We start from the raw sequence: 20,601 nt of genomic DNA on the forward strand, positions 1-20,601 counted from the left end.
ATGTCCCTCTCTTTCTTAATCAACCGTTAGCACGTCGATGTTATTATTTTCAAAATAGGAAGTATATGAATCATCAAACTGTTTATCTGTGATGATTGTATCTATGGCTGATAAGGGTGCATATGTCAAAAGCGTTGATTTATCAAATTTATCCGCATGAACAAGCAAGTAATTGATTTCAGCTTTTTCAACGATGTGTTTTTTTAATTCGTACTCCATGATATCTGAGTTCATCAACCCATTTTCAATGGATACGGCTGTTGCAGCCATAAAAGATTTGGTGATGTTGTAGCGATTGACTACCTGTTCAGAAGGAAGTCCCACAAAGGAACGAGTCGTCTTTTTGAAAATGTTACCAAAAACAAATACAGAAATATTTTTAAATTTTTCTGCGCGCAAAATGACGTCTAAACTATTAGTAATGATGGTGATTTGGATATCTTTATCTAAATAATCAAGAATGTATTTCGTTGTTGTCCCTGAATCAATATAAATAAGATCACCATTTTGGATAAACTGTGCAGCAGTTTCAGCAATTGCTTGCTTCACTTCTTGGTTTTCTGTATTTCTGTTTTCAAAGGAAATGAGCTGGTTTTTCTTTACGCTGATTCCTCCGTAAACTTTTTCAAAGCGTGGATCTTCTAATAACTGTGCGATGTCTCTTCTAATCGTGTTCATTGAAACGTTAAAGGTATCCTCTAGCTCTTTTAGGGAAACATGCTCATTTTCTAAAATATACTCTTTGATTAAATCAATTCTCTTTGCTTTCATAAGTTATATCTCCAAGGGTTAATTTTCCTAACTATACCATAAAAAAATCAGTTCATCAATAGTTAACCATTAATTGCTCTTTTATATTTTATGGAATTATGAGAAGTACAAACAGGAATGAAAAAAGATGTAGGAAATGACAGCGAAATAAGACAGTCTCTAAATGAATAACCTCTTTTTTTCTGTTGACAAACAGAAAAATAATCAGTAAAATGTAATCAAAATGTAACCAAAGTAATCATGAGTTATCTATTTATTTTTTTACGAATAAACTAAAGCGTTATCAAAAGGAGAAATAGATGAATAAAAGGAGGAACTATAAGTGGGAAAAACCATTCGATTAACGACGGCACAAGCGCTCGTGAAATTTCTAAATCAGCAATATTTATCTGTGGATGGTGTAGAAACACCGTTTGTTAAAGGGGTATTTAATGTCTTTGGTCACGGGAATGTATTGGGAATTGGACAGGCACTTGAACAAGATCCTGGTCATTTAGAAGTGATTCAAGGGAAAAATGAACAAGGAATGGCGCATTCAGCAATTGCTTTTAGCAAGCAAAAAAGACGTAGAGAGATTTTTGCTGTAACTGCTTCTGCGGGACCAGGTTCCGCAAATATGTTGACAGCAGCTGCAACGGCTTTTGCAAATAACATTCCGGTACTTATTTTGCCGGCGGATACATTTGCTACTCGCCAACCTGATCCTGTATTGCAGCAGCTAGAAGTAGAGCATGATGGTTCAATGACAACAAATGATGCCTTTAAACCTGTTTCCCGCTATTGGGATCGTGTACAAAGACCTGAGCAGTTGATGACCAGTCTAATTCATGCGTTTGAAGTGATGACAAATCCAATGACAGCAGGACCTGCGACAGTTTGTATTTCTCAGGATGTTGAAAGTGAAGCATTTGACTTTGAAGAGTCATTTTTCCAAAAACGAGTTCATTATTTGGATCGTCATGAGCCAACAAAACGTGAATTTGTAGGTGCGGCAAAACGAATAAAAGAAAGTAAACGTCCGGTGATGATTGTTGGAGGAGGGGCAAGATACTCAGACGCAAGTGCTGAATTACGTGAACTGTCAGAGCTTTGCAATATTCCTTTAGTAGAAACACATGCAGGAAAGTCAACTGTTTCTGCTGCCTTCAAAAACAATCTTGGCGGAACAGGGATTCTAGGAACGTCTGCAGCAAACAAGGCGATTTCTGAAGCGGATTTAATTATAGGGATTGGCACGCGTTATACGGACTTTACAACGTCATCAAAAACCGCTTTTGACTATGAGCAGACAAAATTCCTGAATATCAACGTGAACCGTGTGCAAACCTATAAATTTGATGCTTTTCAAGTAGTTGGAGATGCAAAGGTGACCTTGGCAGGATTGATTCCTTTACTAAAAGGCTACACTACAGCATTTGACAACTCGTTAACAGAGTGGAAAGAAGCATGGCAAACAGAACGTACTCGTTTACATAATGTTGCGTTTAATCGTGCAAACTTTGATCCTGAAATTAAAGATCAGTTCACACAAGAAGTTATGAATGAGTATGCAGATGCACTAAATACCGAATTTACGCAAACAGATGCATTCATTACGATTAATGATATTGTTGCAGATGATAGCATTGCCATTGCTTCTGCAGGCTCTCTTCCAGGGGATATGCAGCGGTTATGGGATCCAATTGTTGAAAATACCTATCATTTAGAATATGGCTACTCTTGTATGGGGTATGAAATTGCAGGTGCAGTAGGTGCACGTATTGCTCATCCTAATCAAGAGGTTTATGCAATGGTTGGGGATGGAAGCTTCTTAATGCTTCACAGTGAGCTTGTCACTTCTATTCAATACAACAAAAAAATCAATGTTATGTTATTTGATAACTCTGGATTTGGTTGTATCAATAATTTACAAATGGAAAATGGTAGTGGAAGTTATAATTGTGAGTTTCGAACAGTTGATAACCAAATTATGAATATTGATTATGCGAAAGTAGCAGAAGCTTATGGTGCGAAGGTATACCGTGCGAATACGCGAGAAGAATTAATTGCAGCTTTAGAGGATGCAAAAAAACAAACAGTTTCAACCTTGATTGAAATGAAAGTTTTGCCTAAAACTATGACAGATGGCTATGATGGTTGGTGGCATGTTGGTGTTGCTGAGGTTTCAGAAAAAGAAAGTATTCATGAAGCCTATGAGAAAAAAGAAGAAAAATTGAAAAAAGCTTGGAAATACTAGGAGGATGACAAATGAAGATAGCTTACGATCCGTCTCATTATAGAGACAATACGACGATAGAAGAGATGATTTATAATACAGCAAAACTAGGATATGAATACATTGAACTATCACCAAGAAAAGATTTTATTTGGTTCTATGAATATCCAAAAGTTGATCGTGCAATGATTAAAAAAATGAAACAAAACCTAAAAGATACTGGCTTGCAGATTTCTTCTGTCTTACCGGTTCAGCAATGGTCTTCTCCAATTGAAGAAGAACGTCAAGCAGCAATAAAAAACTGGAAACGATGTATTGAAATTACTTCTGAACTAGGGGTAGATTTGATGAATACAGAATTCAGTGGATATAAAGACCGTCCGTTAGAAAGCCAAGATGCGTTCTTGCGTTCAATGGATGAACTGATTCCCATTTTTGAAAAAGAGGGAATTGCGTTAAACATTCAGCCACATCCCAATGACTTTATTGAACGAAATGATGAGACGATGCGAATTATTCGCGCAATTGATAAAGACTGGTTGAACTTGGTTTTTTCAACAGCCCATGCATTTTACAATGATGACGGATTAGGGGATATTGATGCAATTTTTGATGACGCAGGAGACCGATTAAAGCATGTATTAATTGCAGATACATTAAATCATAAAGCAGCATATGGCTTGCGCTATATCATTAATCCACCAGATGCAAATGTGACCATTCATCAACATTTAAATCCAGGAGAAGGAGAAGTGGACTTCGATACTATCTTTAGAAGACTTCGCGAAATGAAGTTTGATGGGATTATTACAAATTCGGTATTCACGTATCCAGATCGACCAGAATGGTCAAGTCAAGTAACAATGGATGTTATACGAAAAGGACTTCATCTTTCTTAAAAAGAGAGTGAGAAAATAAATGTTTATTATGGAGGTTGGGCTATCCTGACCTCCTCTTTTTATAGGAAAAACGAGTCAAAAATTTTTGGCTTTGATGAAAATTTAACAGAGGTGAACATAGTGACTACCATTGTACTAAATGAAACGATTATTCTTTTATTTTATATGGCAGTGGGTGCGTTTTTAAATTTTAAACGAAAATATCATCCATCTGTGAATGTATTTATAGGCTATCTGTTAACAAATATTGCTTTACCCGCAGCAATACTCAATAGCTTTCAGGTAGAAAAGACAACAGAAGTAATGACACTTATGCGTGCGACATTTGGCTATTCCTTCATACTGCTTTCAGTTACTCTACTTGTTGGCCTAACTATTGCAACACTTTTTAAAAAGAAGGATTCCTTTAAGCGGCTATGGATTAATTGTCTTACATTTTCTAATATTTTGTTTATTGGTATTCCCATCGTTGAAAAATTGTATGGGGAACAAGGATTGATTATTCTAGTTGTTTACAATACAGTAGCAAATTTATTCTTGTTTACTATAGGAATGATGATTTTTTCCAATAGTCGAAAAATGGCTATTCGTCAAATGCTGACTACTCCAGCGTTATTAGCTGCAGTGATAGGTTTTCTCTTCTTTTACTTTGAGATTCACTTACCTTTCCCATTGTTATCCTTTACTAAGGTAATGGGTGGGATGACGGCTCCATTATCTATGGTTATTAATGGCGTCCTCTTCTCTCAAAATAATTTTATTCAATTGCTATTGGACAAAGATAATTTGCAATTTACACTGGCAAGATCAATCATCGTACCACTTTTATTTATTCCGATTTTACAACTGATAGTTCCCGATAAGATGATTCTGGGCATACTGACATTGATTGTTGCGATGCCAACAGGTGCGTTGAATGCAATTTTAGCAGAAAAATATGGAGGAAATGGAAATAAAGCCTCCCAATATATTGCCTTAACAACGGTGATAAGCATGATCACATTGCCAGTGGTTATGCTCTTGTGAAGTAACTGAATATACGAGTGAAAAAGATTGAGGTACAAATGTATCTACAATCTTTTTTTATTAGCAAAATATGTATCCGTTTGTGAATTTACAAACAAAATAGGGTGTATATTTTTATTGATAAAATAGTTAAAGAAAGATAATACTAAATTAAATTTGAAGAATTGAATAAAATTTAACGGAAGACTACACTTTGTGAAATTTAATTATTTAAAAAGCAATTTATGTATGAATTAAGACAATTCTATGTGCTGACTCTTCCTTTGTTTGCGCTTACAATAAGTGTGTAGTTAAGAAAAAAGGAGGAATTTATTTATGAAAGAAGTACGCATTGGATTAGTCGGAGCAGGATGGATGGGAAAAGCACATAGTAATGCATTGTTAAATGCGCAAATGCTATTTGGTCCAGATTTTGGAACAGCAGCATTTGAAGTGGTTGCAGATGCAAATGAAGAATCTGCAAAAGAAGCGCAACATAAGCTGGGCTACAAACGCTATACAACTGATTGGCATGAAGTGGTAAAAGATGACCAGGTTGATTTGGTAGATATTGCTACACCGAATTCATTTCACTATGAGGTGGCAAAAGCAGCTTTAGAAAATGGGAAGCATGTGTATTGTGAAAAACCATTATCCATTTCTGAAGAGCAATCTAAAGAATTAGCTCAACTGGCAAAAGAAAAAGGCGTGATTAATTATGTTGGGTACAACAATACAATGAACCCAGCAAATGCATACGTGCGTGAACTTGTTCAATCTGGTAAGTTAGGAAAAATCATGCGTTTTACAGGAACGTATGACCAAGATAGTTTATTGGATCCAGAATTACCAATTACGTGGAGACATATTAATAAGCTAGCTGGTAGTGGGGCATTAGGCGATTTAGGTTCTCATTTATTGAGCGTTTCTCAAATGATTATGGGGGATATTACTTCTGTGAATGCCGTAGCGACTACTGTTATTCCAGAAAGACCAAAAGCGCCAGGCTCAAAAGAATTAGCAAAAGTAGAAAATGAAGATATTATTACCATTATGGCAGAGTATGCAAATGGTGCTATTGGACAAATTGCTTCTAGTCGTGTAGCAACTGGACGAAAAAACTATCTAACTTATGAAATTCAAGGAACAGAAGGCTCTGTTTTCTATACATTAGAACGCATGGGTGAAGTGCAAGTGTATTTCAAATCGGATGCACCAGCAGACCAAGGATTCCGTACCGTGTTACTGAATCCTGAGCATAAAGGGTATTCGGTATTCCAACCAGCAGGAGGGATTTCAATTGCCTACAACGATATGAAAGTGTTGGAAGTACATGAGTTGATGGCTGCTATTACAACAGGTGCACCTTATATTTGTAACTTTAACTTTGGCTACAAAATTGACCGTACCGTAGCAGGAATTTTACGTTCTGCAAAAAATCATACATGGGTAACGATTGAAAAAGGAGATAGTTAATATGACAATTAAAGTAGGTACAGCACCAGATTCATGGGGCGTTTGGTTTCCAAATCATGAGAAACAAATTCCATGGGAAAGAACAATGAATGAAATGCAAGAATCAGGCTATGCTGGATTTGAGCTAGGTCCATGGGGCTATTTTCCCACAAGCGCAGATGTATTAAAAAAAGAAACTGAAAAAAGAAATTTAGAAGTGGTTGCAGGGACTGTTGGCGGAGACTTTTTAGATGCATCAGTAGACGAAATGATGGCAACCATTGAAGAAATCGCTGGGCTACTAGAACATTTTGAGAGTGCCAAGTATATTGTTTTACTCCCTGCGATGTACACGGATTTAGAAACAGGAGAGCTAGTCATGCATAAAGAGCTGACAGATGAAGAGTGGGCTACTTATGTGAAAAACGTCCAACGCGCTTCTGAAAAAGTAGCTTCGTATGGCTTAGTCGCAACCTTCCATCCGCATGTGGATTGTCATGTGGAAACAGAAGCAGAAATTGAGCGTTTGTTAAATGATACAACTTCAGTGGTTCAATTATGCTTTGATACAGGACACCATATTTATGGTGGAGGAGAGCCAATTTCGTTTTATGAAAAACATCAAGACCGCATTCCTTACATTCACATTAAAGATTGCGATCTTGCAGTGAAAAAAACAATGGATGAAAAAGGCTGGTCATTTGCCAAAGCAGTCACAGAAGATATTATGACTGAGCCTGGTAAAGGTGGCATTGATTTTGTTGAATTTAGAAAAGCACTGACTCGTACCGATTACAGTGGTTGGGTTGTTGTTGAACAAGACTTGTTTCCAGTGAAATCATTTGATTTGCCTTTAGAAATTGCGAAACGTACACGAGACTATTTGAGCTCTGTTGGATTTTAAAAGGTCAGTTTTCTGAACGTTTGTGGAGATAAATCGTGAGCAGCCCGAAAGGCTCGCGCAAAATGAGAAGCGCTATTAAACCCACATTGAAGCGCAATCTCATCATTCGTAAATACCGTCGTCTGTAATAAACGTTTTGCTTGTCGCAAACGATAGCTAACCAAATACTCATGAGGCGTGCAGTTTGTCAGCTGTTTAAACACTCGTATGAAATGAAAGACACTCATATGAGATAAATCAGCGAGAAACTGCACGTTTATTTGTTCGTTAAAATGGTCGTGAATGTAGCGAACGGCCTCCATAATCGGGTGGTCGTCAGTAATCTTTAAGGCTTCTTTTGTATCTGCTAAACTTGCTAAAATTAATTGAAGTGTTGCAGAAATCATATGCTCATTCATAACAGTTTGATAAGCGGAAGCAAAAATTTTTTTGAAGTATTCTTGTATTTCTATATGATTTTCAGATTCAAATAAGATTCCGCCGTGTTTTTTTACGATATAGTCAACGGACAACGCACACTGGTTTCCTTTAAAATGAATCCACATAAACTTTGCATGACCTAAACATTGATAACTGTGTGGCTTACGGCAATCTAGCAGGACAATCGTGTCTTTTTTTGCATAGATTGTCAGATCCTCGGTGGTGAATGCCAACTCTCCTTCTTGGATATAGCACAGTAAAAATAAGTCTAAGCCCTCTCGTTGGACAATGTACTGATCGTTGCAGATGAATTCTCCTAATTGAGGACTATTGAGTAATGCTTGTTGAGCAAATTTAGTAGGAGCTAAAAATTCAATATAGGATTCTTCCAAAACCCCTAATTCAGTCACTTTCATTTTCTTTCCTCCTCTGTTGAAGTTGAAGTGCTTCTTTATCTTCAAAACGCATTAAATCTTTTTTTAAATACATCTGCCGAAACTCAGTGGGAGTGGATTCCATATACTCGGTGAAGCATTTTGAAAAATATTGAAGAGTAGAAAATCCGTTCTGATTGGCAATCTCTGAAAAAGAGAGTGAAGTATTTTTTATATCATTAGCGGATTTTTTCAGGCGTTCTCTTTTTTTGAAGACAGAAAAAGAAACTCCTTCATAGCGCATAAACAGCCGAGACAGCTGGCGCGTAGAAATATAAAAATGATTGGCTACATCATCAGCTGTTAGGCTAATAGTCAAATTATCTTTTATGTAAAGTTTAATGGATTGGAAGATTTTTTGCGTGTCATTTTCTTTTAACTTCTGGTTTGACAAGTCTACTTTTAAAGAAATAAAACGAGAAAATGAAAATAACAGAACGCTTTTTGCTAAACTGTTCAGGTTTTCCTCAAGGAAAAAAGCGTAGTCCTCTTTTTCAACACTATAAAGAGCTTTCCACAAAGACACTGCTTCATCTTTTTCCTCTAAATAAACTACAGGTGAACAAGTGAATAATGAATTCAGCAGTATACGCCATTGTTCTCCAAGGTGACCTCGATTTTCTTCAAAAGAGACGTAGAGTAGGTAAAGTCCTTCTTGGCTTTCGATTTTATGAGTGACGTTTGGCTTTGAAAGAAAAAGTGTGTTTGTTTTTAAAGGGTAGACCGCGCCTTTTTCTATATAGCTTCCTTCGCCAGAAACAACAAAACAGAGCTCCCAAAAAGAATGTTTATGTGTTTTTGTATTGTGATGATCGGTAAATCCTCCCCAATAGGGAACGAGGAATGTGCATGTATCGTAACTGATTTTATGGATATATTTATTTAATAATTGTTTCCCTTTTGCATAGTTCATCTGCGCACCTCTTTTAAGTAAGACGTTTCTTTTTTTCACAAAGTGTTGTCCGAAAATTGTAAGTGTCTGATTCACTCTGTCTTTATATTATAAGACATACAAGGGAATCATGTATACAATAAAATTGTAAACGTTTACTAATTGAGGTGTATTTCACAAAATTAGGAGGAAGTATAAATGATTAATGGCGAAAAATTTATGGATAGACCTTTGCGATGGGGAATGATTGGTGGGGGCAAAACAAGTGGCGTAGGTTATAAGCATCGCACGGGTGCTCAAAGGGACGCTGCAAATTATCAATTGGTCGCAGGGGCCTTTGATATAGACGAAGAAAGAGGCCGGTCGTTTGGCGTGAATTTAGGCGTAACGGCAGAACGATGCTATGCGGATTATCATGTGATGCTTGAAGAAGAAAGCAAACGAGAAGATGGCATCGAGGTTGTTTCCATTGCTTTACCGAATGGCTTGCACTATGAGGCAACAAAAAAGGCATTAGAAGCTGGGCTTCATGTTATTTGCGAAAAACCATTATTTTTTACTTCAGAAGAAGGAGAAGAAATTAAAAAGTTAGCAGAAGAAAAAAGGAAAATCGTTGGTGTATCCTATGGCTTTTCGGGAAATCAAATGCTTCTTCAAATGCGGGATATGATTGCAGAAGGCGCAATTGGTGAGGTAACGATGGTGGAATTACAATATACACATGGCTATGGTGCTGATCCTGAGGGAGACACAAAAAATCCAAGTCAGCAATGGCGTGTAAACCCAAAAATCTCAGGAGATACATTTGTCATTGGCGACTTATCTACACATACTATCTATATGTCACAGCTTATTTTGCCGGAGCTTAAAATTGACCAGTTATTATGCATGCGACAAAGCTTTATTGAAAGCCGAAAACCGCTTGAGGACAATGCGTATGTTCTAATGAAATATAACACTGGAGCAGTTGGACGCGTTTGGACTTCTGCTGTGAACTGTGGGTGTGTTGATGGCCATCGCATCCGAATTGTTGGGACAAAAGCTAGTTTAGAGTGGTGGGATGCCATTCCATATGAAGTGTCTTATGAAATTCAAGGAGAACCAATTCAAAAACTGATTCGTGGGTCAGATTATTTATCGGATGCCTGTAAAGCAGATGAACGCTTAGGTGTTTTACATGTGGAAGGTTTATCTGATGCATGGGCGAATGTGTACAGAAAAATTGCTTTAGCCATTCATGCAAAAAACAATGGCGATGAAGAAGCCTTAGCAAAAATGGTTTATCCAGATATTGATGCAGGTATAAATGGAATTAAGTGGATTGAAAATTGTGTGAAATCATCCAACCAAGGCAGTGTCTGGGTAGATTTTGAATAAAAAAATGGAAAAACGAGAAGAGAGGAACGAAGAAAATGAAATTATCACTTTGTACAGATGTATTAGCAGACTTAAGCTACACAGAAATGTTGGATCATGTAAAAAGTTTAGGAATTGATGCAGTAGAAATGACAGCAGGAGGGTGGGCCACATGTCCTCATGTAAATGCAGAGGAATTATTAGGTAGTGAAGAAAAAAGAACACAATTTTTAAATGAGCTAAAAACAAGAGGGATGGAAATAGCTGCGCTTAACTGTTCTGGAAATCCATTAGCCCCTGGAGCGTTAGGCGAGCTTCATACGAAAACAGCAAAACAGACCGTAGAGCTTGCTGGTTTACTAGGCGTCAAAAAAATAGTAATGATGAGCGGGCTACCAGGTGGCGCTCCAGGAGACACTGTCCCTAATTGGATTACTTCTACCGTTTCATGGCCAGACTATATGCCTGAGGTGATTAATTATCAATGGAATGAAGTTGCGATTCCTTGGTGGAAAGAGTTTGTCCTTCATGCTGAAAAACATGGTGTGGACCAAATTGCATTAGAAGAATTTCCAAGTCAGCTTGTCTATAATCCTGAAACGTTATTGAAATTACGCAATGCGGTAAGTGATAAAATTGGTATGAACCTTGATCCTTCTCATTTGATTGTCATGGGAGCCGACCCTATTTCAGCAATTCGTCCATTAGCAGAGGCGGGCGCAATCTTCCATGTTCATGGAAAAGATGCACGTATTGAAAAAGGAATGGCTGAGGTAAATGGGCTGTTGGAATATAAACCTGTAACTGAAACTAAAGATCGTACATGGAATTATGTAGCGGTAGGTTGTGGCATGGATTTGAAATGGTGGAAAGAATTCTTCTCTGTTTTAAGTATGATGGGCTATGACGGCCATGTGTCACTTGAAATGGAAGATTTAACGATGAGTGTTGAGGCTGGACTCCGCACTTCGATTGATGCATTAAATCAAACGCTTAGTTTTTAAGCAAAAAACAACACGAATGGACCTAACCTCATTCGTGTTGTTTTCATCTAATCAATTATAAGTGACATAAGAGAACACTTATAAAAGTTTTATAATCCACCTGCTGTTTTTCCTGCAATTCTCCCGAATGTAATGATATCAGTGATTGCATTTCCTCCCAAGCGGTTTGTCCCTTGAATCACACCCGTCAGCTCACCTGCAGCATATAATCCAGGAATTGGGTTTCCTTTTTCATCGAGCACTTCTGTTTTTTCGTTAATGACTAGGCCACCCATTGTATGGTGAACAGAAGGAGTTGCTTTTTCAATATAGTAAGGACCATTTTCTAGTGAAACAAGTCCTGCACGATGATGAAAGTCTTTGTCATCACCAGATTTTGCGTACTCATTTACTTTTTTGATGGTTTCTTTCAATGTATCAACATCAATGTCAAAAAATGCGGCAGCTTCTTCAATAGTATCTGCTTTCACTAGCAATTCTTCTTTAATTAATTCATCATACTCAGCACCGTGTGCTTCTTTTGTTTTTGAAATAGCATCAATATCATCATTCCAAATTTGGTAACAATATTTTCCAGTTTGAGCAAGTATCGCTTTTGAAATGACATCTCTACGTTCAAGCTCTTCAACAAAACGGTTTCCTTCTTGGTTTACTAAAATTGCTCCGTCAAATCGTGTGTCAGCCAATAAGGAAATCATGCCTGTTTTTGGATTGGCAATTGGATACGTTTGGATACTTTCCATATTGGTTAAAGCCGCACCAACCTCTTGTGCCATAACGATTCCGTCTCCGGTAGTTCCTTCTGAGTCTGTAGAAAGGTAACGTTCATCATATTCACTGTTGTATTTTTTTCGCATATCAATATTTGAACCAAATCCACCTGTAGTTAAAATGACCGCATCTGTTGCATGGAAAGTTATTTGTGTATCATCTTTATCTTGTGCTTTAATACCAGTAACTTTTCCTTTGTCATCTTGAATCAGTTCGTTTGCTTTCATATTTAGGAAGATTGGAATCTTCAATTCATCTGCTTTTGCTTTTAATTTTGAAACAGGTTCAGCACCAGTATGACCCACTGGAATTAACGCACGTTTATAACTGTGTCCGCCAAATTGGAAAAGCTGATCGTCTAAGAATTCTACTTTTATTTCATCTCTCAACCATTCAGCTGAATCAAGTGCATTTTCCGCCATAATACGAACCATTTTTGGGTCACCAACGTTGTCTCCACCCTTCATCGTATCTTCGTAATAGGTTTCAACAGAGTCTCCTTTAATTCCAAGATTTTTTTGGACCCAGTTTCCAGGGGCATTCATTTCCCCACCTGAAAGAAGAGTATTTCCACCTACAGCAGGCATTTTTTCTACTATAGCAACTTTTTTCCCAGCTTCTGCAGCTTCAATCGCAGCACTAAAACCAGCTCCGCCAGAGCCAACAATCACTACATCAAAAGTTTGATCTGTTTTGACAGTTTGTTTTTCTTTTTTCTCTTTGCTGACAGCAACTAATGTAATTCCTGATTTTTTCACTGCGTCTTTTACGGCATTGATATAGCCTTCACTTGTCGCTGAAGAACCAGAAATAACATCCACATCAGCTGAATTTTCTGCGATAATGGTTTCTTGAAGTTCTGTATAAACAGGCTCAGCTAAAACTTTATTTTCGTCCTGTTCTAACACGTTAATTTTATCGATTTTCCCTTCTTTAATAGCTACCTCTACTTTAATGTCGCCATGTTTACCACTACCAGAGCCTTCAAAGGTTCCGCTATCTTTTGCTTTGTTTCCTGAAGAACAACCAGCAATCAAAAAGATTGCTAATAATCCAATTATAAGAACGCGCATTTTTTGTTTCATTTTTTTCTCCCCTTACATTTCTCAATTTGTTTTCCCAACAGTTATGAGTATAATGAAAAGTGATCCTTATTTCTTTGGACTAAAACAAACTTTTTTGCATTTAAGCAAACATGTGAAGAAAATAACAAATGAAGGATAGAAAAATGCATTCAATAAAACGACAAATTATCATTCTATTTTTAGTGGTCTCTATAGGGCTGATAGGTGCACTTTCCTATACGTTGCACCAAGAACTGAAAAAAAGTGTAATCCCTTTGAACACGTCTATTACCCAACAGTTTGTGAATAGTAAAACACAAGAAATTGATAGCTGGTTTGGGAAGAGAATTGCGGAGCTGGCAATGATTTCAGACCGAACAAATGAGGAAGGGCAGACACGGGAACAATTATTTACTGCGATTCATACATTGGAGACACGGGAGAAAGAGAATTATGTTTCAATTCGTTTAGTTTCTGACAAGGGAATCTCTTTTTCTTCGGATTATCCTGAGTTTTCTATAGAAAATCGAAAATATTATTTAGAGTTGAATGGAGACAGTACACGAACATACACAGTTAGTAATCTGATAACATCAAAAGAAGATAAGCAGTCAATTGTGATTATCCTGTATCGTTTAACAGAAGTATTGCCAGATGGCACGTCTTACATAGCGGCTGCTATTCCACTCGAAAAGGTGATGAATTTAGCAGAAAATCTTTCTATTTATGATGGACAAGGGGCTCTTCTTTCAAGCGGAGAAGAGACAATAAAAATTGATACGACAAAGCAGTTATTATTTACCAGCGGCCTATCGCATTTGCCTAACTGGAAAGTGAGTTACGTCATTGAAAAAGAAAATTTGAGTAAAAGTGCTGCAAAACTTCAGTATGTCTTACTAATGATTAGTCTACTTGTTTTATTTGTGTTGGGTGTTTTGCTGTTCTTCTTAATGAGAGGAATCATTGGCCCCATTTTATCGTTAAAGAAAACGATGAGAGACGTTCAAGAAGGAAATCGATCTGTGCGTGCAGCGATTGAAACAAAAAATGAAGTAGGTGAGTTAGCAGCTTTATTTAATCAAACACTTGATAAAGTCTACGAAAATGAAGAAGGGTATCGAAATGCCTCTATGAGATTGCTTCAAGAGCAGATTCAGCCGCATTTTTTATACAACACATTGGATATGATTCAGTGGCAGATATTAGGAGGAACTTCAGAAGAGGCAGTGAAGACGGTTGAATATCTTGCATTGTTCTTTCGCAGAGGATTGAATAGAGGGAGTGAAGTTACGACGGTACAACAGGAATTAGAGCATGTCTGCAGCTATCTGCATATTCAAAAACTCCGCCATAATGAATTGCAAGATACTGTGATTACGTGTCCTTCAGAGCTTTATTCGTTTTCAGTGCTTCATTTTATTTTGCAGCCATTAGTTGAAAATGCGATTCAGCATGGTATTCGTCAGTCCAATAGGAAAAATTTGCGAATTTCAATTACCGTCTCAAAAACAGAGAATGCTCAGTTGATTTTTTTCGTCAGAAATAATGGTCAGCTTCCGAACAATGAAGAATTAATGCAAATGAATCAGGATGCCATGGAAAAAACGACTGATAGTTTTGGAATAGCAAATGTTCGTCATCGATTAAAGCTTTTTTATAGTGGAAATGCCTCGTTGAGCTACTCTATAGAAAAAGAAGAGCTAGTGGCAAAGATTATTGTACCAATTACAGAACAGGAGAAATAGCGATGGAATGGAATGTATTAATCATCGATGATGAAAAAATCATTCGAGAGGGAATGGCAAACTATCTTCCTTTATTAGGAGTGAATAAAAAATGCATCATGCAGGCTGCCAGTGGACAACAAGCGCTAGATGTATTAGAAAAACAATCAATTCAGGTGGCATTTGTTGACATCAACTTGCCAGACATGAATGGACTAGATTTGATTCAGCTTATGACACAACGATTTCAGGAGCTTCTAATCGTGGTAATCAGTGGATTTGATGAATTTGAATTTGCACGACGAGCCATTCAGCTGCAAGTATTTGACTATCTTTTAAAACCTGTACCTAAGACGGATTTAGAGATGCTCATTCAGAAAATTAATCAGCAGATAGAAAGCAATTCGCTAAATGTCTGTGAAGAAGCAAAGAAATCTTACGATAATTTAGCACAAAAAGGAAAACAGTACATTGAGAGCTGTTACACGGATGCAACTTTATCTCTAAAAAAAGCAGCAAGCAGTCTATTTGTCAGTGGTTCTTATCTTAGCAAACAGATGAAAGAAGAACTTGGCTATACGTTTTCTGAATATCTGATTGATTATCGGTTGTCAAAAGCAAAAGAGCTGTTATCTGATCCAGAATTACAATACACAATTGCAGAAATTGCCCGAAAAGTTGGCTACAAGGATCAGCATTATTTTAGCCGATTATTTAAAAAAGTCTATGCATGCTCTCCGTTGCATTATCAAAAGAAAGAGTTTTTGAAATAAAGAATGAAAAAACTATCTATTAAACAAAAAATCGTAAGTTACAGGTCATAAGTGATTTCTCTTTGCTTGTTTAGAGAAATGTAGACTTGCAACTTACGATTTTTTTATTGTTGAAATGCACAAATGGCTGTTTTTCTTAGACATCAGAGGAGAAATCCAAGCGATATTTGTATTCACTGCCTGTGTAGTAGCATTCCGTATATTCGTGAAAATTTGTTTTGGGATCACTACACATTCGAACTCTTTTTAGAACAGGTTTATTTTGAGAAATCCTTAGCATGGTAGCAACTTCTTTGTTAGGCAATATTGCTTCCACAATTTCTTGATCACTGGTGAGATAAATTCCTAAAGACAATAAATATTCATAAAAAGAGCCTTTATAGGTTGATTGCTTTAGTGAAAACTTTTCGTCGTATTGAATATAGGTGATGAAGTAGGCGAAGGCTTTGTTTTTTTCACCACGAAGTCTTTTTAAAATAATAATTTTTTCTCCAATAGGAATCTTTAAAAAATTACTGATTCTTTGATCTGCAAATCCCTCCAGTATAGTTATTTTCATCGTTTTAATATCAATTCCGACTTCTTTCATTTCTTTTGTAAAACTTTTTACAACTGTAAAATGATCATCAACAGTATGCGTATATTCTTTTATAAAGGTTCCCAATGCTTTTTTTCGAATGATTAAGTTATCTTTAATCAATTCGTCAATGGCTTTTCGAATAGTAATTCGGCTTACGTGATATTCATCGCAAAGTTCTATTTCTGTTGGAATTTTCGTGCCTTGTGCCCAAATATTCAGTTGGACTTTTTTACGAAAATCAGCGGCGATTTGCAGATAAAGTGGCTCTGAATTTGAATTTATCATAGATAGTCCTCCTTTTAAATGTCTATAACATTATCAAAAAAACGTGGTATAACAGCCTTTCAAAAGTACACAGGATGTTATTGTAAACGTATTCCTGTATAAGTATACTATGTATGTAGACAGAAAACAAATTAGATATGGAGGTAAGGAAATGTATAATTCAAGACCAAAACAGACATTTTCTTTTGATAATGGAGTATTTAATTCTCCAAAAAAAATTATTGAGCAATTGAATTCTATTGATTTCGATGTTATTTTATTCGAGGTTTATCCGGGGGTAGATCTGGAGGTACTTTACGAAACAGTTATCAGAAAAATTCATGTGGCACATACAGTAAGCTTTGATGATTGCTATAAAGAACCGTCTGAATTGACGAGTTTGCTTGCTCCTTATTTAACAGAGGATGACGTGTTTGGAAAATTTAGTTTTCATGAACCAAGTGAGTTGGTAGTTTTAGAAAAAATCGAATCATTAAAAAAACAAGTAGAGGAAAAAAGAAAATCGGGGAAGGTTCTTCTTTTTGGAACAGGAGTGACTCAATTTTTTGAGAATGCACTGACTATTTATGTAACGATTACTCGTAGAGAAGTGGAAGAACGACTGGATAGAGGAATGAAGAATTGGCGTGCAGATAATTCAGCAGAACACATTAACAGAAAAATAAAACGTGCGTACTACTTTGATTGGCCATTTGCAGATGGAATAAAGGAAACCTGTTTACCAGCTGCGGATTATATTATCGATATGACGAGTCCTGATGCTCGGATGGTTTCAAATCACGTGTATCATGAAATATTAAGTGTGACGGCACAAAGACCTTTCCGGCTAGTCCCTTATTTTGCTTCGGGAGTTTGGGGAGGACACTGGATTCAGGAGAACTTTGGTATCGGAAAAGAAGAAGTAAATATTGCTTGGGGGTTTGATGGAGTACCTGAGGAGAACAGTCTATTGTTTGAATTGAATCAAACATTATTTGAATTTCCTGCACAAGATTTAATTTATTTGTATCCAAAAGAAAGTCTAGGAGAAAAAGTTTTAGGACGCTATGGAAAAGAATTCCCAATCAGATTTGACTATCTAGATACTATCGGTGGACAAAACCTCAGCTTGCAGGTACATCCAGAGACAGATTATGCCTATAAGAAATTTAATGCGAAATATACACAAGATGAAAGTTATTACATTATGAAAAGTACCGACGAGGCTGTCGTTTATTTAGGTGTGAAGGATGATGTTGATGCAGCAGAACTCTTTGAAGCATTGAGGAAGGCAAAAGAAACCAATCAGTTTTCAGATGAAAAATTTATTTCATCAATCAAAGTGAAAGAACACGACCATATCTTAATTCCGGCAGGAACAATTCATAGTAGTGGTACAGGATGTTTGGTTTTAGAAATTAGCGCGACACCCAATCGGTTCACTTTTAAACTTTGGGATTGGGATAGAGTAGATCTTGATGGAAAGCCACGACCGATTCACCTTGAGCATGGAGAAAAAAATATAAATATGGCAATGAATGCATCCTATACCAAACAACATTTATATAATGCCGTTGAAACGGTAAAAAATTCAGATAGTCATCTGATTGAAAGAACGGGACTGCATATTTCTGAGCCTATTGAAACGATAAGAGATAGTTTTTCTGTGAAAACGACACATTATACAAATCAAAACGTTCAAATGATTTGTCTAGTTGAAGGAGAAGAAATAATTGTAGAAACATACAGAAATCAACAAAAGGAACGATTAGTTATTCATTATGGAGAAACGTTCATTATTCCTGCAAGCGTGCAGATGTACACCATGGAGCCTGCGGGAAACAGTATTGGAAAAACAGTAAAAACGATGAAAGCATTTATCAGGTGAGTCCATGGAAAAAGTACGAATAGCATTTGATGTTGGCGGCACCTTCTCTAAAGGAATGATTTTCTCAGAGAGTGGGAAGGAGCTGCTTAATGGGATTGCTGTCTACGAATCTCATTCGGAAGAAGCAGCGCCATTTATCATGAATAATTTTCTTTTTATGATTTCTGATTTGTGTGGTCAGTTATTTAAGGAACCAGTTGTTCTTTTATCGTTGGGACTTGCATTTCCAGGTCCGTTTGATTATGAAGCCGGAGTGAGCTTGATAAAGAACCTAGAAAAATTTGATTCATTGTACAGGGTCAATATAAAAAAAGAGTTAATGGAAGTGCTCCAAAAATCTGATTTGACTTTGTCTGAAAACTTTACTATTTACTTTGAAAATGATGCTTCTTGTTTTGCAATGGGCGAATATTGTGAAAATGCCCAAATCAATGGTGGCGGTTATTTTACAATCGGGACGGGATTTGGTTCCACGTTTATTGCCGATCATCATATACTCAAGAATCAGTATGGACTTCCTGAGTCAGGGATGATTTATAATGTGCCGTTTGAGGAAAGTGTAATTGATGATTATTTGTCCGCTAGAGGACTGCAGCGTATTGTGCGAGAAGTATACACCTATCCCATGGATTTAAGCGTTTTGAGTGAACGAGCAAGTGAAGGAGAAGCAAAGGCTTTGCAGGTGTTTGAATTATTTGGTGAAAGAATTGGGAAAGCTATCGGACCGATTGTAAAGAACCTACCGATTGATGAGCTAGTGTTTGGTGGACAAATCAGCCGGAGTTTTTCTTATTTTGAAAAGGGAATAATACATGAATTTACCAAGCAGGAAATAACTCTTACGATACGCTCAACAAAAGATACTTCGTTGAGTACAATCAAAGGATTATTTTATATAAGTCAAAAGAAAATGGAGGAAATAGAAAAATGAAAAAAGTTCATTTAGTTATTTTGTCGTTAGTCGCCGTTTTTTTAGTTGCAGGTTGTTCATCCAATGAAAAGGCTGGTGGAAATACAAAGGAAGTCGAAATTCAAAGTGACAAAGCTCTTAAAGTAAACTGGAAAAAAGTTACTCCGATTATAGAAAAAGATACAGGGCTCAATATTAAACTGATTGATACAGCGGATATTACAGCCTATACAACAAATATCAAGCAATCTTTATCATCAAATACACCGCCAGACGTATTCACATGGTGGACGGGGACTCAACTGGCAGATTTAGTAGAAAATGATTTAGTTGCAGACATTACTGATGAATGGCCAGACTTAGTAAAGCTTGGGATTAGTGATGACCTAAAAGAAGCGATGACTTTTGATGGGAAAATTTACGGTGCTCCACTAAATGTTATCTACAATGGGGTTATTTATAACAAAGCAATTTATGATGAACTGGGTCTGTCTGAACCTACTACACTAGATGAATTTATGGATAATTGTCAAAAGATAAAGGATGCTGGAATAACACCAATTGGTATCGGCGGCACATGGCAATCTTTTGTCTGGCCAATGGTTCTAATGGGGAGTTTAGATCCTGAGTTATATGATCAATGGACATCAGGAGAAGTTGGATTTGACGATGCACGTGTCAAAAAAGTTTTCTATTATTGGGCAGAAATGATTGAAAAAGGATATTTTTCTGAACAACAGCAAGATCAAGGGAAAGATTTAGCTATGAAAGAAGTAGCGATGGCCTTAAATGCAAATAACTGGTCACAAGGTCTTGTTGAAGATTATGGCATGACATTAGGAAAAGATGTAGACATCTTTGTTTTACCTGGAGTAAAGAAAGAAGATAAAAAAACAATTTTCTATGAAATATCTCCATTTGTTATTTCTAAAAAAGGAGATAAGGAACAGGCGCTAAATGTGATTAAGAGTTATTACTCTAAAGATGCTCAAAAAGAATTCGCAAAAAAAACGGGCGGCTCTGCAATTACTGACATTGAAATAGATAATGTGATTACTAATAAAATGTTAGAGGTTGCTGGGGACTCAGAAAACTACACGTTGAAGCTTCGTTATTATGAACAATTCACGCCAGAAATTGTAAACCAATCTATTGATGAGTATTGGAAAATTGCTGCAAACCCAACAGAAAAACAAGTTGATGATAGTCTGAAAACTATTCAAGAATCATGGGTAAAGGTTAAGTAATTCTTTCAACCATTGAGGAGGCGGT

General features: G+C 36.7%; 17 protein-coding genes. 12 read left to right on the top strand and 5 right to left on the bottom strand.

Annotated features, from left to right (window positions below; genetic code table 11):
• Positions 1 to 15: 15 nt before the first annotated feature.
• Entirely contained in the window at positions 16 to 771 is a 756-nt protein-coding gene (locus tag I589_RS01625; protein WP_010769882.1) for a DeoR/GlpR family DNA-binding transcription regulator, read from the bottom strand.
• A gap of 322 nt (positions 772 to 1,093) precedes the next feature.
• Here I589_RS01625 and iolD point away from each other — a divergent pair, with 322 nt between their 5' ends.
• From iolD to I589_RS01650, 5 genes are all read left to right on the top strand, one after another.
• The gene (gene iolD / locus I589_RS01630; RefSeq protein WP_010769881.1) at positions 1,094 to 3,007 is read left to right on the top strand and encodes a 3D-(3,5/4)-trihydroxycyclohexane-1,2-dione acylhydrolase (decyclizing); all 1,914 of its coding nucleotides are present in this window, start codon (positions 1,094 to 1,096) and stop codon (positions 3,005 to 3,007) included.
• 11 nt (positions 3,008 to 3,018) lie between these two features.
• Positions 3,019 to 3,885, top strand: coding sequence for a sugar phosphate isomerase/epimerase family protein (locus I589_RS01635; RefSeq protein ID WP_010769880.1), 867 nt, complete (start codon positions 3,019 to 3,021; stop codon positions 3,883 to 3,885).
• A gap of 120 nt (positions 3,886 to 4,005) precedes the next feature.
• Positions 4,006 to 4,911 (top strand): AEC family transporter, encoded by a 906-nt coding sequence (locus I589_RS01640; RefSeq protein ID WP_010769879.1) that lies wholly within the window; start codon positions 4,006 to 4,008, stop codon positions 4,909 to 4,911.
• A 315-nt stretch (positions 4,912 to 5,226) separates the two neighbouring features.
• Positions 5,227 to 6,366: a Gfo/Idh/MocA family protein gene (locus I589_RS01645; RefSeq protein ID WP_010769878.1), complete on the top strand. Its 1,140-nt coding sequence runs from the start codon at positions 5,227 to 5,229 to the stop codon at positions 6,364 to 6,366.
• Between the two features lies 1 nt (position 6,367).
• Positions 6,368 to 7,249 carry a sugar phosphate isomerase/epimerase family protein gene (locus I589_RS01650; RefSeq protein WP_010769877.1) on the top strand — a complete coding sequence of 294 codons (882 nt, stop codon included), beginning with the start codon at positions 6,368 to 6,370 and terminating at the stop codon, positions 7,247 to 7,249.
• Here I589_RS01650 and I589_RS01655 read toward each other — a convergent pair.
• Both I589_RS01655 and I589_RS01660 read right to left on the bottom strand, forming a co-directional pair.
• On the bottom strand, positions 7,246 to 8,085 hold the full coding sequence (locus I589_RS01655; protein WP_010769876.1) for a helix-turn-helix domain-containing protein: 840 nt from the start codon (positions 8,083 to 8,085) through the stop codon (positions 7,246 to 7,248). The two genes, I589_RS01650 and I589_RS01655, sit on opposite strands and share 4 nt — an antisense overlap.
• Complete coding sequence (locus I589_RS01660; RefSeq protein WP_010769875.1) at positions 8,072 to 9,016, bottom strand: AraC family transcriptional regulator; 945 nt, start codon at positions 9,014 to 9,016, stop codon at positions 8,072 to 8,074. Before I589_RS01660 ends, I589_RS01655 begins: the two co-directional genes overlap by 14 nt.
• Positions 9,017 to 9,193: 177 nt before the next feature.
• Here I589_RS01660 and I589_RS01665 point away from each other — a divergent pair, with 177 nt between their 5' ends.
• Together I589_RS01665 and I589_RS01670 are read left to right on the top strand one after the other, a co-directional pair.
• Complete coding sequence (locus I589_RS01665) at positions 9,194 to 10,372, top strand: Gfo/Idh/MocA family protein (protein ID WP_010769874.1); 1,179 nt, start codon at positions 9,194 to 9,196, stop codon at positions 10,370 to 10,372.
• Positions 10,373 to 10,407: 35 nt separating this feature from the next.
• Positions 10,408 to 11,355, top strand: a complete 948-nt coding sequence (locus I589_RS01670; RefSeq protein WP_010769873.1) for a sugar phosphate isomerase/epimerase family protein — start codon at positions 10,408 to 10,410, stop codon at positions 11,353 to 11,355.
• Between the two features lie 89 nt (positions 11,356 to 11,444).
• Here I589_RS01670 and I589_RS01675 read toward each other — a convergent pair whose 3' ends face one another.
• On the bottom strand, positions 11,445 to 13,211 hold the full coding sequence (locus I589_RS01675; protein ID WP_010769872.1) for a flavocytochrome c: 1,767 nt from the start codon (positions 13,209 to 13,211) through the stop codon (positions 11,445 to 11,447).
• A 143-nt stretch (positions 13,212 to 13,354) separates the two neighbouring features.
• Between I589_RS01675 and I589_RS01680 the strand changes: the two genes are divergently transcribed.
• Positions 13,355 to 14,935, top strand: coding sequence for a sensor histidine kinase (locus I589_RS01680; protein ID WP_010769871.1), 1,581 nt, complete (start codon positions 13,355 to 13,357; stop codon positions 14,933 to 14,935).
• 2 nt (positions 14,936 to 14,937) lie between these two features.
• Positions 14,938 to 15,687 (top strand): response regulator transcription factor, encoded by a 750-nt coding sequence (locus I589_RS01685; RefSeq protein ID WP_010769870.1) that lies wholly within the window; start codon positions 14,938 to 14,940, stop codon positions 15,685 to 15,687.
• 136 nt (positions 15,688 to 15,823) lie between these two features.
• Here I589_RS01685 and I589_RS01690 read toward each other — a convergent pair whose 3' ends face one another.
• On the bottom strand, positions 15,824 to 16,552 hold the full coding sequence (locus I589_RS01690; RefSeq protein WP_010769869.1) for a GntR family transcriptional regulator: 729 nt from the start codon (positions 16,550 to 16,552) through the stop codon (positions 15,824 to 15,826).
• Between the two features lie 151 nt (positions 16,553 to 16,703).
• On the opposite strand from I589_RS01690, the gene I589_RS01695 reads away from it, so the two are divergent.
• Genes I589_RS01695 through I589_RS01705 form a run of 3 tightly spaced genes read left to right on the top strand, consistent with a single transcriptional unit; the run spans position 16,704 to position 20,576 of the window.
• A complete protein-coding gene (locus I589_RS01695) occupies positions 16,704 to 18,419 on the top strand; it encodes a class I mannose-6-phosphate isomerase (protein WP_010769868.1) in 1,716 nt (571 codons plus the stop codon).
• Between the two features lie 4 nt (positions 18,420 to 18,423).
• Complete coding sequence (locus tag I589_RS01700; protein ID WP_010769867.1) at positions 18,424 to 19,350, top strand: ROK family protein; 927 nt, start codon at positions 18,424 to 18,426, stop codon at positions 19,348 to 19,350.
• Positions 19,347 to 20,576, top strand: a complete 1,230-nt coding sequence (locus I589_RS01705; protein WP_010769866.1) for an ABC transporter substrate-binding protein — start codon at positions 19,347 to 19,349, stop codon at positions 20,574 to 20,576. The genes I589_RS01700 and I589_RS01705 overlap by 4 nt, the downstream gene beginning before the upstream one ends.
• The last annotated feature ends 25 nt before the right edge of the window (positions 20,577 to 20,601 follow it).

This window comes from Enterococcus phoeniculicola ATCC BAA-412, assembly GCF_000407505.1.
Lineage (GTDB): Bacteria > Bacillota > Bacilli > Lactobacillales > Enterococcaceae > Enterococcus_K > Enterococcus_K phoeniculicola.

Coding starts and splice junctions, on each gene's coding strand:
- I589_RS01625 (WP_010769882.1), bottom strand. CDS start 771: ATGAAAGCAAAGAGAATTGATTTAATCAAAGAGTATATTTTAGAAAAT.
- I589_RS01635 (WP_010769880.1), top strand. CDS start 3,019: ATGAAGATAGCTTACGATCCGTCTCATTATAGAGACAATACGACGATA.
- I589_RS01645 (WP_010769878.1), top strand. CDS start 5,227: ATGAAAGAAGTACGCATTGGATTAGTCGGAGCAGGATGGATGGGAAAA.
- I589_RS01650 (WP_010769877.1), top strand. CDS start 6,368: ATGACAATTAAAGTAGGTACAGCACCAGATTCATGGGGCGTTTGGTTT.
- I589_RS01655 (WP_010769876.1), bottom strand. CDS start 8,085: ATGAAAGTGACTGAATTAGGGGTTTTGGAAGAATCCTATATTGAATTT.
- I589_RS01660 (WP_010769875.1), bottom strand. CDS start 9,016: ATGAACTATGCAAAAGGGAAACAATTATTAAATAAATATATCCATAAA.
- I589_RS01665 (WP_010769874.1), top strand. CDS start 9,194: ATGATTAATGGCGAAAAATTTATGGATAGACCTTTGCGATGGGGAATG.
- I589_RS01670 (WP_010769873.1), top strand. CDS start 10,408: ATGAAATTATCACTTTGTACAGATGTATTAGCAGACTTAAGCTACACA.
- I589_RS01675 (WP_010769872.1), bottom strand. CDS start 13,211: ATGAAACAAAAAATGCGCGTTCTTATAATTGGATTATTAGCAATCTTT.
- I589_RS01680 (WP_010769871.1), top strand. CDS start 13,355: ATGCATTCAATAAAACGACAAATTATCATTCTATTTTTAGTGGTCTCT.
- I589_RS01685 (WP_010769870.1), top strand. CDS start 14,938: ATGGAATGGAATGTATTAATCATCGATGATGAAAAAATCATTCGAGAG.
- I589_RS01690 (WP_010769869.1), bottom strand. CDS start 16,552: ATGATAAATTCAAATTCAGAGCCACTTTATCTGCAAATCGCCGCTGAT.
- I589_RS01695 (WP_010769868.1), top strand. CDS start 16,704: ATGTATAATTCAAGACCAAAACAGACATTTTCTTTTGATAATGGAGTA.
- I589_RS01700 (WP_010769867.1), top strand. CDS start 18,424: ATGGAAAAAGTACGAATAGCATTTGATGTTGGCGGCACCTTCTCTAAA.
- I589_RS01705 (WP_010769866.1), top strand. CDS start 19,347: ATGAAAAAAGTTCATTTAGTTATTTTGTCGTTAGTCGCCGTTTTTTTA.